10 protein-coding genes are annotated in these 14,949 nt (G+C 42.7%); 7 read left to right on the forward strand and 3 right to left on the reverse strand.

All coding sequences use genetic code 11. From position 1 onward, the window contains the following. Positions 1-98 precede the first annotated feature (98 nt). Together OCU48_RS18295 and OCU48_RS18300 are read right to left on the reverse strand one after the other, a co-directional pair. Positions 99-2,456, reverse strand: a complete 2,358-nt coding sequence (locus OCU48_RS18295; RefSeq protein ID WP_141346296.1) for a GH36-type glycosyl hydrolase domain-containing protein — start codon at positions 2,454-2,456, stop codon at positions 99-101. Between the two features lie 24 nt (positions 2,457-2,480). Beyond that, on the reverse strand, positions 2,481-4,100 hold the full coding sequence (locus tag OCU48_RS18300) for an MFS transporter (protein WP_141346295.1): 1,620 nt from the start codon (positions 4,098-4,100) through the stop codon (positions 2,481-2,483). Positions 4,101-4,332: 232 nt separating this feature from the next. Between OCU48_RS18300 and OCU48_RS18305 the strand changes: the two genes are divergently transcribed. The 7 genes from OCU48_RS18305 to OCU48_RS18335 all read left to right on the forward strand — a co-directional run bounded on the left by OCU48_RS18305 (position 4,333) and on the right by OCU48_RS18335 (position 13,057). Next, positions 4,333-5,061 carry a helix-turn-helix transcriptional regulator gene (locus OCU48_RS18305; RefSeq protein WP_167496204.1) on the forward strand — a complete coding sequence of 243 codons (729 nt, stop codon included), beginning with the start codon at positions 4,333-4,335 and terminating at the stop codon, positions 5,059-5,061. A gap of 74 nt (positions 5,062-5,135) precedes the next feature. Next, the gene (locus OCU48_RS18310; protein ID WP_141346293.1) at positions 5,136-5,588 is read left to right on the forward strand and encodes an exoribonuclease R; all 453 of its coding nucleotides are present in this window, start codon (positions 5,136-5,138) and stop codon (positions 5,586-5,588) included. Positions 5,589-6,368: 780 nt separating this feature from the next. Then, the gene (gene gad, locus OCU48_RS18315; protein ID WP_141346292.1) at positions 6,369-7,742 is read left to right on the forward strand and encodes a glutamate decarboxylase; all 1,374 of its coding nucleotides are present in this window, start codon (positions 6,369-6,371) and stop codon (positions 7,740-7,742) included. A 226-nt stretch (positions 7,743-7,968) separates the two neighbouring features. Further along, positions 7,969-9,693 (forward strand): aspartate:alanine exchanger family transporter, encoded by a 1,725-nt coding sequence (locus tag OCU48_RS18320; RefSeq protein ID WP_371859124.1) that lies wholly within the window; start codon positions 7,969-7,971, stop codon positions 9,691-9,693. Between the two features lie 139 nt (positions 9,694-9,832). Then, the gene (locus tag OCU48_RS18325) at positions 9,833-10,483 is read left to right on the forward strand and encodes a hypothetical protein (RefSeq protein WP_141346290.1); all 651 of its coding nucleotides are present in this window, start codon (positions 9,833-9,835) and stop codon (positions 10,481-10,483) included. A 537-nt stretch (positions 10,484-11,020) separates the two neighbouring features. Then, positions 11,021-11,746 (forward strand): 5'-methylthioadenosine/S-adenosylhomocysteine nucleosidase, encoded by a 726-nt coding sequence (mtnN, locus tag OCU48_RS18330; RefSeq protein ID WP_244312340.1) that lies wholly within the window; start codon positions 11,021-11,023, stop codon positions 11,744-11,746. A 42-nt stretch (positions 11,747-11,788) separates the two neighbouring features. Next, positions 11,789-13,057 carry a NupC/NupG family nucleoside CNT transporter gene (locus tag OCU48_RS18335; RefSeq protein WP_141346288.1) on the forward strand — a complete coding sequence of 423 codons (1,269 nt, stop codon included), beginning with the start codon at positions 11,789-11,791 and terminating at the stop codon, positions 13,055-13,057. A gap of 99 nt (positions 13,058-13,156) precedes the next feature. Here OCU48_RS18335 and OCU48_RS18340 read toward each other — a convergent pair whose 3' ends face one another. Then, positions 13,157-14,725 carry a polysaccharide lyase 6 family protein gene (locus OCU48_RS18340; protein WP_141346287.1) on the reverse strand — a complete coding sequence of 523 codons (1,569 nt, stop codon included), beginning with the start codon at positions 14,723-14,725 and terminating at the stop codon, positions 13,157-13,159. Positions 14,726-14,949 lie beyond the last annotated feature (224 nt).

Below are 14,949 nucleotides of genomic sequence, written 5' to 3' on the forward strand. Positions count from 1 at the left end.
TGAATGGGGTAAATTAAGCCATTTCAATACGCTGATGCCGCTGAATCTCTTCAGCGGCATCTCTATCAACAGAACAACGATGGAATTAGCTACCAGCGCTAAGCAATCAAAACCTCAACTTTATACGTTTTTCCTTCTTCGAATTCTTCGATCCTATTTGACGATAGTTGCATTCCGTCGACGCTCACCACTGTTTGCGTCACATCTGCTCGCTGAATTGATACTTCAAAGGTTGCCCCACGGAAATGGCGTACGGCGCTAGCGTTCTCCCAATCTGCAGGTAGCTGAGGCTCAATAGATAAACCACGATCATCCCCCTTCAGGCCAAACAAACCTTCAACAATACAGCGATAAACCCAAGAAACCGTGCCGGTGTTAAATAACTGGCTAGAGCGACCTGCCGTTCTTGGGAACTGATAGTACGCACCACGATAGTAGTTAGGGATAAATACCGGAAGCTGGCCACGCTGAACATAATCCGCCTCATCTGGCCCTGTCAGCATCTGCGACATTAGCTTAAATGCGCGATCGGTTTCACCCGCTTGATAAAGGCTGAAGATATAGAAAATCGCCGCGTGATTATAAACGCTGCCATTTTCCGCCGAACCCGGATGCTTTTGCGTTACACGGCCAACATCATCTCGCATTCCTGTAAAGCTTGGCGCTAACATCATCACCCCATAAGGCGTTTCTAGTTGTTGCTCGACTTGTTGAATCATCTTCTGTCGTTTTTCCGCATCTGCCGTATTGGCTAAGATTGCCCAGCTTTGAGGGTTAAGGAAAATACGACCTTCTTCGTCTTTACTGGTGCCAAATACCACGTCATCGTCGGTGATACCACGCGCGTACCAGTCACCATCCCAGATGTGCTTATTCACCGCTTCATTCAGCGCCTCGGCATTACTTCTAAATTCAGCCGCGAGCTCAAGCTCTCCCAGTTGCTGACAAATATCAGACCAAATATTTAGCGCATAAGCTGCAGCCATAGATAACCAGCCTGATACCCCTTTGCCTTTGTAACCCACCATATTCATTGGATCACACCAGTCCCCTTGCGCGATATAGCTCAAGCCTCGATGATCACGCTCGTTGAACAGCCAGCGCATGGCATTGGTAATACGCTCAAAGGCCGTCTTAGATTCAGTACCTTTAAACTGCTGAACGGGTTGGTTAAAGATCGCATAATCATTAGTTTCATCCAGATAAGCACGCAAACAAACGGGGAACCAAATACAGTGATCCGTATGCGGGATCTGATTGATGTATTTAAGTTCGGCTTGTTCGGTCAACAAAATACCATCAGGAATAGCGCCTGACTCCTCCTGCTGGGCGAGCGCATGCAAGAACGCAGCACGAGTCGCATCTGGTTTGATATACACCATGCCCATCGCATCTTGAATGTAGTTGCGTGTCTGTGGATCAGTACTCAGGCGGTTTACATCGCCGTGATAGAACATCTGTCTTGGGAGCCAACTATTCACAAACTCATTCAGTTGAGTATCAGGCGAGTTAATTTCAATACTCCCCTTACCTTGTGCCACATACGCAGAGTATTTCTCTTTCGTGTTCGCAAAGTCAGTATCAACAAAGTAGCGATTGCGCTTGAGCTCAATCTCTACATCATCAAATGCAGGGCCTAACAAGAACCGATAATCTTCTTGCTGTTCTGCATCCAGATCCATTTGATATTGCAACGCTGCTGTAGGTGTCTCATACAACGCATTACCATTGTCCAAAGTGGTTTGCTGAACACCCGTAGGATTGTGCAGACCACCCTCGCCTTCAAACACTTCACGTATGGTTTCATACGATGTTGGTATTCTATCATGAAGAAAATACGTCTTATCTTTCAGGTCTTTATTTTTAAAGTAATCCGCTACTTTTTGATAAGGGGTTACACAGCTAGCCACTACACCACCAAGATCTTCTCGGTATTTCGCAGACTGATTCATCCAGCTCATGTAACCGATTGGAAAATAAGGATAAACGCTAATCTTTCGCGCGCGACCAGAAACGTTTTTCACTTTTAGCTGCCAAAGCTCTACCACATCATCTTGTGGCAAGCTAAGACACAGCTCTACTTCGATGCCTAGATGTTCAATCTGCCATTGGATATCCGACTGCCCCAATGAGAAGCAATACTTATCTAGCTTCGCTCTGACCGGCTCATAAGGGGCTGAGAAGATTTCTCCCGTCTCTTCATCCTTAATGTAAAAGAAGCGTCCAGGATGATGGGCAAAATATGGTTGCTCAGGTTGCATAAAGCTCTTGGCTTCCAGGTTTGGAGCATGCATGTATTTGGCAGGTTCTGGTTGCATAAATTGTGCAGTGGCATAGCCACGACAATTTACCTGAATCATCATCTGCTTGTTCCAAAGAAACCCCGACGCTCTTGGCATCTCCGTTGGGCTTAAAAGTTCTACTCGTTCGCCATTTTGTTTTGTTGTTATCAACATATCATTCAGCCTTTGTAATTATTCTTAAACCGCTTCGCGGGCTTTTAGCTCTATTTGAATGGTTTCGATCTTGTTTGCTGTTAAGTCGTAATAACGCAATGCCCAAATAGCAATAAAGGCAAAGAACGCTGGTACGATAGTTTGTAGATAGACAATGCTGGATAACGACGCGCCATCTTGAATTTCATTGGCAGAGTAGCCAACGATCGCAAGTACCCACAGCACAGTTGCTGAGCCAATAGCACCACCTAGTTTTTGAGAGAAAGTCGCAGCAGAAAAGGTCATTGCTGTTGCACGTCGACCTGTTTTCCATTCATTAAAGTCGGCTGCATCGGCGTACATTGACCATGTGATTGGAGACTTAGGTCCTAGCGCCAAGCTGATCAAGATGTTTAGAACAAACATGGTGATAATCTCAATCGGCAAGTCTGAGCTGTTCATCACCTCACCGTTCGCTAAGGTTTTCTGAATGCTGATTACCGTACCGCGCGCATCGTCAAGGTTAAGCTCTTCACTGCCCTGAGCAACCACAACTTTGTCGCTAAATATCCAGAACGATTTTTGGTGTTCAATCCACTCAATGTGCTCACCCTCACCTGTTGGCTCACCCAATACTTCAGTAGCCGTTAAGGTGATAGCTTCACTTGAAGGTACAGTCACCACCCCCATCGCAGCTGGCTTTGGTACCAATGCAAACACCACACTTAACGAGCCTACGATACCCATCAGAATCATCAACAGCTTAGCTTTGTCTGTTATCTTGCGCGTTAAATATGGTGTCGCTAAACAGCCCACCGCATAAGCCGCCATTTGCAATCCAATGTACGAACCCATTAAGTCAGGACGCTCAACAAAATATTTGAAGTAATAAGTCGCGCTACTACCACGAAATACAATCGTCATCATGATGATCATCGCAAGGGCAAACAATATCAGCCAAGGCTTGTTGTTCATCAGGTCTTTAATATCTGAGAGTGGATTAGTTTTCTGTCCAACTGGCGGTACTACACGTTCTTTAGTGGTATAGAAAGTGATAAAGAAGCACACTGTCGCAACACTCGCATACAGAGCCATTGTTAATTGCCAGCCTCGAGCATCATCGCCATTACCGAAATAGTCGGCTAATTCTGGTGTAAATGCGCCCACTAAAATGCCAGTTGCGTACGCAAAGAAAAAGCGAAGGCCGAACAGCGAGTTTCTCTCTTCTGTATCTGCTGTTATTACACCCGCTAACGAGGAATAAGGGGTGCTTAAGATGGTGTAACACAGCATCATCAACGAGTAAGTACCATATGCCCAGAGAAGCTTTCCGCCCTCTCCCAAATCAGGAGTGCTCATGGTCAGCACTGCTGCGCCTGCCATCGGCAGTGCACCAAGCATTAAGTAAGGTCTAAATTTACCCCAGCGAGAGTTCGTGCGATCAGCAATAGCCCCCATCAATGGGTCGGAGATTGAATCGACGATTCGTGTAACCAAAAACATAGTACCTGCAGCTGCGGCAGATAGACCAAAGATATCGGTGTAGAAGTAAGATAGGTAAGATCCGATAATGATCCAGTAGAAATTGAAGCCTGAGTCCCCTATGGCATAACCTAATTTTTCACGTAGGCTAAGCTTTGCAGTTCTATCTAAAGAGTTCGACATTAATTGTGCCCTATTTGTTATTATATTCCGTCATATTCATATACACGGCTTGTTTGACACTTTAATGTATCCAGTGCTCCATTCTATGGCACAATCTCTCTTGAGCATGTCATAAACTATCAAGCGAGCAATAACGTCGATGGTGTCAAATAAATTCAAATTAGGTAAAAACTCGAAAGAGTTATTTATTTCGCAAGACAACGCGCCACTTTTCGCCAGTCAGAAAATACGAATGGCGGGGGTAACCCATGTATGTGATGAATACCTTTGTTCAAGGAAAAGCCCAGATCATCACACACTGCTGTTTACCTTATCGGGCAATGCTACGGTGGAAAGTGAAGGGCAAATCATAAGCCTAACCGCATCAAGCATGGTGCTTTTGAAACACGATGTTGACTTTGTTTACTACAAAACAGACAGTCACTGGGACTTTGTATGGTTTATTCTTGAGCCAACCTCTAACTGGGCAGGAATGAACTCACTCCCCCTCTCTTTGGGGAAGGGCCACTATAACGATAACTTAAAGTACATGTTGCACTTGCTAACATTGGATGTGCCATTTGAAACTCGAAAGATCCTCAACCAAGACATCCACCGTTATATTCAAAAATCTATCGTTCAATTTGATGCCCCAGATATCGAAGGGCAACTAGAGCGCCTTTTTCTGGAGGTTGATCAGCAACTGCATTTTCCATGGACGACCCAAGTCATGGCAAAAAAACTGCATATTTCCGAGCCCACCTTGCACCGCCTTTGCAAAAATATCTATCAACAAAGCCCTAAACAAAAGGTGATCGAACTCAGAATTAAACGCGCGCAGTTCTTGCTACTGAATACACACTGGCCCCTTGCAGTTATTGCTGAGCAAGTCGGTTATAAAGATGGCTTTGGTTTATCTAAAATGTGTAAAAAGGTCTTAGGCGTCAGCCCTGAAAGCTTAAGACTCATGGCTGAGCAATAGCATCTAACACTGGTAAAATCATACATAACGCTTAGAATGCGGGGTCTAATTAACAGACAACTAGAGCGATTTATATGCTTCGTGATTACACCTTTGATTGCCTTGTCACTATGCCCCGCCATGAACTAGAAGAGTTTGGCGCACGAATGATCAGTAAGATGGTGCCAGAAGACGTAATGAGTGAGCTTTTTACTTTCGATCATGAAGAAGTGGACAGCGAAGAGCGCATGATGTCAGCACGTCTTGATGCAACACTGCGCATGACGGCTATTGCGCTTAGTGAAGTTCAGCAAGCCTTTGATGACTCTGAGAATGCCAAGCAAAACAGCGAAAGAATGACACGCTTAGTGCTTTGGCATTTCTACGCGATTTCATTCAATCTTGAAGAAGCCATCACTCTAGAAACGCACTGTGAGCAGGTTGAGAAAATACTGATTAATCCGCCTCAAGATGCCTTTGGTTGGGTAAAAATACTCACTGAATTGTTACACACCTACGCGAGCATTAATGCAGAGCAGAATCCATAAGACTTCTATTCCTGTCAAAAGTTAGGGTTGCTCAATAGTCACTATTTTACCGTGAAATGTGTAGAAAATGGACTAAAAACCACTCTATCATCAAGATACACAGCATAAGGCATGAACACTAAGTTTATGCCTTTTCTATTTATAACCGGAGTGCCAACTCTAAGTTAGTATTACTAAGATTAGAGCTAAATCTAATTCTTAAACAGCTAAACCAATCATCACACGCAGCTCTTCAAATAATATACTGGTCATCCCCTCTCCCGCGAAAAATAACAGCATAAAAAGCATAAGTTACTCGCGTAGTGAATGAGTGATATTCAAAAAGATAAAAGATGAACTAGCGCACGAAAATTAGGCAACTTTTATGTGCGCTAAGTGGATTATTATTTCGTTTAAATTCTACCTGTTTACTTAGCATCATTAGTTATGAAAGTACCTAGAGATAAAAATAATCTAACGTCACTCCAAAAAGGAAAATGTAGCGGAAGCATGCCTTTCAGGTTTGGGTTAGAGAAAAGGTTCCTCATCGAGAACATGTTGAATCCATTGGGGTTACTGGCTTCTCTCAGGGTAAATAAAAACAAAAATCAATTCTTATTCTCACATGATTATTCATCGTTGATGGATCGTGTCAATCAAACAAGATTGTTGTGATGCTAAAACTTCGCTTAATGTTTCTCTCGTTGAAGCAAACATTACATATAGCGTCAGATTAGGCAGTTGCATTCACTTGTAAATTCCTAACGTTGTCGTTGAGCAATAACTATAAGGGAAAAGAAAATGTCACATGAAAAACACTCAGAGTTAACTCCATACGAGCAATTTAATATCGAGCTTTCAGAAAACTTTCCAGAAGAAGGTATGTCAGCTCGAGCTGCAGAGGCCTTGGTAAGAAGTGAATGTTGGACTGATGCAAACCCAAATTTAAACCTTTCTTCATTTGTTACTACGTTCATGGAACCAGAAGCTGCTGAAATCTTTAAAGACGGCTCTTTCCGCAACTTTGCGGATCCAGATATGTACCCTCACACTAAAGCGACCGAAGAGAAATGCGTAAAATGGTTGCACGAACTGTGGAACGGACCAGCAAATGTTGAAGCATACGGCGCAGCAACTATTGGTTCTTCAGAAGCTTGTATGCTAGCGGGATTAGCTCATAAGTGGAACTGGCGTCAAGCTCGTGAAAAAGCGGGTAAAGATGCCTCTAAGCCAAATATGGTAACTGGTGGTAATGTTCAAATTGTATGGAAGAAATTCTTAAAGTATTTTGACGTTGAGCCACGCATCGTACCTTTGAAGCCAGGTCAATATCGTCTAACCGCGGATCAATTGGACGAGTATGTTGATGAAAACACAATCTGTGTTGTAGGCATCGCAGGCCAAACCTTTACAGGTGAAGATGATGATTTCCAAGCTATTCACGACTGGTTAGACGCCTACGAAGAAAAAACTGGGATCTCAATTCCAATGCACATTGATGCTGCATCAGGTGGATTTGTAAACCCGTTTCTTTACCCTGACTATGAGTGGGACTTCCGTCTTCCTCGCGTACAATCTATCAATGCATCTGGTCACAAATTTGGTTTAGTACCTCCAGGCCTAGGTTGGATCATTTTCCGCGAGCGCGCTGTATTTAATGAAGACCTAGTATTTTACGTGAACTACTTAGGTGGAGAGGCAGCTACTGCAACATTAAACTTCAGTAAAAGTTCAGCTACTGTCCTTGCGCAGTACTATAACTTCATCCGTTTAGGTCGTGAAGGTTACACTCGTATCATGAAACAGACTGTCGAAAATGCTGAATACATTCGTGATCGCTTACTTTCCACCGGAAAATTTAAAATCATGAATGAGACCCAACGTATTCCAGTAGTTGCGTTAACTCTTGATGAGTCGGTAACTAAATATAATGAATTTGATATTTCAAATAAAGTACGTGAGCGCGGCTGGATCCTTTCTGCTTATTCGATGCCTGCCAATGCACAAGAAGTAAATAGCCTTCGCATTGTAGTGAGACCTCATTTAAATAGAGACGCTGCTGAAATATTAGTGCGCGACATTGAAATGGCATGTGACTTTTTAGAAGAGCATGGCGGTAATGCAACACCACCAAAATTGCATGACCTTCATAAAGTCTCATCAGGAAAATGTTAATCACTAAATATTAATAGTAAATAATGGAGAAGAAGCAAACTAAGGTCTGCTTCTTCTTGTTAACTCATCTAGGTGTTGTTACACAATGAACTCAAATAAATTAGTGGGATATATATCCCACCCTCCCAAACACATAATTAGCCTTATATTAGGTCTATTCTTTCTTGTATCTCTGTTCTTTGGCAATGCCTATGCTGCATCTGTCCAGCCAGAGTCATATAGCGGCATTGCATGGGCAATGAATTATTTGGCGCAAAACCCTTTTGCCTACTTATTTTTGACACTATCAATTGGATACCCTTTAGGTCGTATCACTGTTGGAGGCATCTGCTTGGGTGCGACAGCGGGTACACTTGTTACAGGGATCTTAATCGCACTAGCCTCTAGCGCTCTTTATGGAATTACATACAATATTCCTGGTCTAGTTGAAGACATATTCTTGATGTTGTTTATGTACGCTCTTGGCATGCGAGTAGGCCCTCAATTCTTCTCAGGTCTAGCTCGTGGTGGTATTGATTTCCTCGTTATTGGTCTTATTGTCGTATTCTCTAACTTCTTGATTGTATTTTTGGGTGTCAAACTTCTGGATCTAGGTCCGGGTTACGCTGCGGGTATTATCTCTGGCAGCTATACAGTTACAGCCGTAATGGGTGTTGCACAATCAGCAGTAACTAGTGGCGCATTCAAACTGCCTGACGGCGTTACAGCTGACATGGTCGGTGCAAATATGGCAGCTGGCTATGCCATTAGTTATGTGCTGTCGTCAATCTTCATTATCCTTTTAATCAAATATCTACCTAAGATGTTTGGCAGAGATGCGATAGCTGAAGCAAAGATAGCTGAAAGTACATTCACTGCGGGTGAAGATGGTGGTGCATTACCAGGAACGGCCGGCGCATCAACCCTTGGATTTACTGACAAGCAAGTTCGCTCTTACCGCGTTGAGCACAAAGAGTTGGTTGGAAAATCAGTCAGTCAGTTGTATAAAATGAACCCTCACGCTGCAATATTAAAAGTGGTTCGAGGCGAAACGGTCATTGATTCGAAAGAAAACCCTACCATTAAACTGGGTGATATCGTAGGTGTCGCAGGCGACTACAATTTGCTGCTCAAGGAAAGCAGCCAAGTTGGCAATGAAGTCGATGAACCTCGCGCTCGCATGATAGACCTCGAGGTTGCCGATATTCATGTGGGTAAAAGCGAATATGCTGGAAAAACCATTGATGAACTTGGTATAGAAATTGGCTTTGGGGTTTACTTAAAATCCCTGTTCAGAGCTGGCATAGCAATTCCTCATCTGCCTAAAACGGTCATTGAGAAAGGGGACGTTCTTCGATTGGCAGGCCCGGCATGGTGCGTTGATCATGCTGCAGAGGCTTTAAAGTCAGTACCCGTCGTAGAAAGTGCGTATACCGAAGTATCATTCATGTCTTTTGCTCTGTTCATTGGCTTTGTGATTGGCCATGCCAGCGTTGAAATTGCTGGAATTCCATTTGCGCTAGGAACCTCGGCTGGATGTATGCTAATGGGGATCTTAATTTCGTGGATTCGCACTAGAAATCCAAACTTTGGTGGACCGACGAGTGAAGGCGCTCGTGCATTCCTTAACGACATTGGCCTAAGTCTCTTTGTTGCTGTTTTAGCTGCTGGCGTAGGTCCTAAAATCATGTCATCGTTTCAGGGTACAACCGTGCTTTGGATTACAGTGCTTGGTTTGCTAGGCGCATTAGTGCCACCTTTCCTTGCTTGGATATACGGGTATTACTTTAGAAAAATGAACCCTATCATCTTGGCTGGTGCTTGTGCTGGTGGCCGAAATAGTACCCCAGCCCTAAACGGTATACAGGAGCTTTCACAAAGTGGAATCGCGGCAGTTGCCTACCCAGTACCGTACGCACTCACCTCCGCAATAGTCCTTATCTTAGGATACATCGCAATGGTCTTCTCATAGTAGCGACAGTAGCGAGTAAATAAAGCCCTAGTAAACTTTAAAAGTTAATCACTAGGGCTTTTTCTACCAATCATAGTAAGTAAGCCATTTACTTATCGTGATTGGTATTTTTTGTGGTGTACCAAGATAAGAGTAAATTATGAATAACAGTGCCTCTCCACGCATTGCAATCAACGTCATGCGCTCAAGACTTACCGTAGTAGGAGTAAATGTTGCGGTAGTCTCGTTTCAAGTACCTCAACTATTCAAACTAAAAGGTGGCGTAGTCATTCCTGGCATAGACCATTCTATCCACTTTAGAGCGGATATTGCTCTTCTGATGGCTTTGGTATTTTCTTTGCTCGCACTCGTCGCGTTTATTGCATCAACTTCACTAGACGAAGTAGGTTATTGCGATCACTGGTCATTTATTGCTGGGGATCTATTGATGTATCTGGGGCTCGCAAACGCTATAACGGGCTTTATTTCTCCGTTACACCAAACATTTCAAATGGCTTTACAATCGGCTTCCGTACAAGATCTAAACTTAGCCATGCTAGGTTCCATAATTACTGTATTTGGTTCGATCATCTGGTTCGCTACGTTCTATATTGGTCCAATAGTCACTCTCAAACGCTCACCCTTTAGCCGAATGGGTAATCTTGGGTTGTCACTGGGCTATGTAGTACTTTTGCTCATTGTATTCTGGGTATTCCATCAAGCAGTGAATATTGAATTATCTGTCCTATCGAACCAAGAGAAAGTAGTCATTCCTTATTATTATGAGCTATTACAACCTCTGTTGTGGTGATGGCAATTTCTTTTGGAAAAAAGAGTCTGATTGTTACTTGATCGCGGTCAGACACCCATTTTATATCTAATCCTGGACTCCATTCACGAATCTGCATGCAAACCTTCAGAATATCAGAGAACAAAAAACACATAAGGCTGCTCTTCACCTTGTCGTAGCAGTAGACGAAACTCATCGAGTAATGACGTTGAAGATGTGCAAAAATACTATTTTAGGTGCGTTACATCTAGTTACCTTTCCTTGGGGTCATAGGTAATTTGTTTCCTGTGTATGATTCCCATTATTTTCAGTGTGTCCTAAATATTCTTGGCATCTATGTCTATGAATACTCAGTATGTTTTCAATGATGAAAGAAGATGTCCACCTGCTTCAATTTGTTAGAAGTATATTGAAGCTCTGATGCCTCAATATATGCACATTGAAGCAAACGATTGCAACTGGTAGACTCCGCGCTCTTTTTCATTGAACAGTTTACCTATGCAAAATAATCAAGTGTTAACACATTTAAAGGGCCAACCTATTCTTGTGCAAGGAGCCATGGATGTTGAGACGGAGATTCTCATTGCCTCGTTAGATAACCCGATTAAAACCACTATCGCTTCATGGACGTTTTGGCAAGGTGAATACTTTAACTACCCTGTTGTTGTTTCTCGCACTGAGATTGGGCTTGCGAATGCTGCCGCCTCAACAACACTAGCAATCGAGCGCTTCAAACCAGTTTGTATTATTAACCAAGGTACAGCCGGTGGACATGACCCAGAACTTTATCGTGGCGATATTGTTATTGGTGAAAGTAGCTTCAATATGGCGGCGCTAAAGTCAAAGTTCACTGAAAAAGGAAAGGGAATGCATCCTCAAACTTGGGAACGCCTTGGTTATCCAATGCACCTTAGAGAGGATGACAAAGTCATCGAACACGAACAGTTTTTTGCCAACGCTGAACTTGTAAAGTTAGCATTACAGCAATCTGAGCATTACTCACACGGCAAGGTTGTTAAAGGCATTATCGGTACCGCTGATGAATGGAACCGAGAATTGGACAGAATCAACTGGTACCACGAGACATTTGGCACATCAGTAGAAGAGATGGAAACATCCGCTGCTGCCTTAGTTGCGCATGCCTATCAAGTTCCTTTCGTGGGCGTTCGAGTTCTATCAAATACCGACCAACACGAGCAAGATTTTGAGCCTCGTACCGCTATTGATTGCCAGAACTTCACGCTTGACGTCATTAAAGCACTTATCAAAAACGTGCTTTCTTAATCGAACATACATTTTCCTTTAAAGATTCTTTCGGAACACACGATGCACATTTTTATTAGTTTTATCGGTATTTTTTCGCTGCTATTTGTTGCTTATTTAGTATCAGAAAATCGCAAAGCCATTAATTTCCGTACTGTTGGTTATGCTTTTCTAATCCAGTTTATTCTTGGTGGCATTGTCCTCTATTCATCGTTTGGTCAGGCGATCATTCTCTCTTTAGCTAATGGTTTTTCAGCCGTTATTGGTTATAGCAACGAGGGGATAAGCTTCCTGTTTGGCGGCCTTGTTAGTGACAAGATGTATGAGCTATTTGGTGGGGGTGGCTTTGTCGTCGCATTCAAAATTCTACCTGTCATCGTTTTCTTCGCGGCTCTTTCATCCATTCTTTACCACCTGGGCATTATGCAGTTCGTGGTCAAGTGGGTGGGTGGTTTCTTACAGAAACTGCTCAAAACAAGTAAAGCTGAATCAATGTCGGCAAGTGCCAACATCTTCTTAGGCGTGACTGAAGCACCTCTTCTTATCAAGCCGTATATGCCAAAAATGACCCGCTCTGAGCTATTCGCAGTTATGTGTGGCGGCTTAGCTTCGATAGCAGGCACCATGTTGGTGAGCTATGCACAGCTAGGGGTTAAGATGGAGTACCTTCTAGCCGCTTCATTTATGGCAGCACCAGGTGGATTGCTATTCGCCAAGCTTCTTATCCCAGAGACCGAAACATTTAGCGATGAAGATCTTAAAGAGAGTGAAGAGACCAAAGCCTCAAATATCATTGATGCTGCAACCCAAGGCACACTAAGTGGCCTTTATCTTGCTTTCGCTGTTGGCGCGATGCTACTGACCTTTGTCAGCTTGGTAGCTATGTTTAATGGCATGCTAGGTGGTGTTGGCGGTTGGTTTGGTTTTGAAAACCTAAGTCTTGAACTTATCCTTGGTTATCTCTTTGCGCCTATCGCATGGCTTATGGGAGTTTCATGGGATGAAGCTATGCTTGCTGGCTCATTCATTGGACAGAAGATTGTCGTAAACGAGTTCTTTGCATACATCAATCTAGCCCCATACCTATCGGGCGATGCCATTGTTGAAGCCACTGGACTACCAATGACCGAGAAGACTCAAGTAATCATATCGTTCGCACTGTGTGGCTTTGCTAATATTGGTACTGTAGCGATCGCAATCGGCGGCATTGGAGGCATGATCCCAGAACGTCGCGAGCAAATTGCTTCTCTCGGCGCGAAAGCTCTGCTAGCAGGTATTATGTCAAACTTAATGGGTGCAACCATTGCTGGTATTTTTATCGGTCTTGCATAATGTAAGACTTGTTTAAAAACCATTTAATCGAAGAAAAAAATGGGTTATTCACTTTAAAGTGAATAACCCATTTTAAAAAGGAATAGCTCTATAAAGCTACTATTTAAATACGATAGTAGAGCCAACCATGTCTTCTGTTAAGACTGTTAGGTTAGATGCACCAACAGAACCTACCGCTTTAATTAGACCTTGCTCATCTCTTTCCATTGCTGGCTTTTCAGTTGAGATTCCTTGTGGAAGTGGCTCAAGCCCTTGGATTTGACCGTAGAAGATGTTGTTAACATATTCAGAGCCAACCATTTGGAATTTCTCGCCTTCAAACTGTCTGAATGCGTTTGTACCTTCATTTGCGGCAATCGATAAGTTATTTTCAAACACAGTGTCAACCGCTGGGAAGATAGTCTCGACGCGAGCATCATCAGTTAAGCTCACTCGGTGAATAGCGTTGCTCGCAAAAATACCTTGAGTGTTGTTGACTAAAGTATTGTTCTTAACAATCACGTCTTTAGGCGTCCACTGCTTTTGTAGCGTCTTGCCATCAGTCGAATCCTTGCTAAGCACTTCGCCTTTAGTAACATCAATAATACCGGTATTTAGAACAAGAGCACCTCGGTAAGTGCCTTTACCTAAAGTCCCTTCAATGTAGTTATTTTCGATTAAATGATTTTCATCATATATTCTGATGCCACCCGAGTTAGCCGTATTGCCAGGCAAAATAACATTGTTTGTTACTACATTATTGTGACCGTGTCTTAGAGAGATCATGGAAGTACTATTTTTGATCGTATTTCCATCAAATGTGATGCCGCTTGCCTTAACTGAAATCAATTCAATTTCGCCAGAGCCATTTTTACCTACGTAACCACTAATGTTGTCAAAGTAGTTATTTCTTACAACACTTTGAGAGTCAAATAGTGAGTTGTGGCTATCGCCAACGCGGATTGCTTGTCTGTCGTTACGGTTTGTTCTAACCATCTTAGGATCCGAGTTCTCGATCAACTCGATATCCAATGCCGTTAGGTCTTTGAAGATGTTACCTTCAATTAATGTCTTTTCTAGCTTGTCTGAAGTCGCAACCACAAGCATAGCGCCACGCTTGTACTTACCTTCAAAAGTGTTGTTGGTTATTTTGTTGTTCTCTCCACCAACCGTTACCCATCTGATGTTAGGGTATTTACCTTTTTCATCTGCAACGTATTCGTAGTCATTGAACTTGTAAATTACTGAATTATTTAACGTATTGTTTTTGCCGAAGATTCCAAAAACACCCATGATATTTGCATCATGACTTTCTGTACTTAATGTCGCGCCACCATCAGTGAATACCAAGCTTTCAATTAAGTTATCATTGCCCTTGATGATGAACTGAGTCGAACCATTAAAAATAACAGTACCTGACTTTTCAGCTTTAATGGTTACGTTATTTGCATTTAAAGTAACACTACCTAAGTCTTTATAGCGACCTTCTTTAATGCTGATGATATCGCCATCTTTAGCATTTAGAATGCTTTCTCGTAGCTCTAAAACCTCTTGCATTGAAGCTAAAGCTACGCCTTGGTCAACCATGATGAATGTTGGTTGAGTAACTTGCTCTGTACTTGCAAAATTTGAAGTACATCCTGTCAATAGTAGTGAACCTGCGATTAATAGAATTGGTGACTTTTTCATTAGTATCTCTTTAAAGGGTGTTTCGGTTGAGCGAAAGACTAGCAACTTGCATCATATCTAGAAAGTCTCTTTGACCCAGTAATGTCTACTCAAACCAACTTTGTTTACCAATTTGTGGACACCTTCAAATAATTTAATAATACAATTGAACACAAATCGAAATATGCTTGAAAAAGACAGAACATCACGTTAATTGCCTTTTTTGCTCACCGTAGATAAAACAA

Origin of the sequence: Vibrio inusitatus (assembly GCA_024346935.1) — a bacterium.
Lineage (GTDB): Bacteria > Pseudomonadota > Gammaproteobacteria > Enterobacterales > Vibrionaceae > Vibrio > Vibrio inusitatus.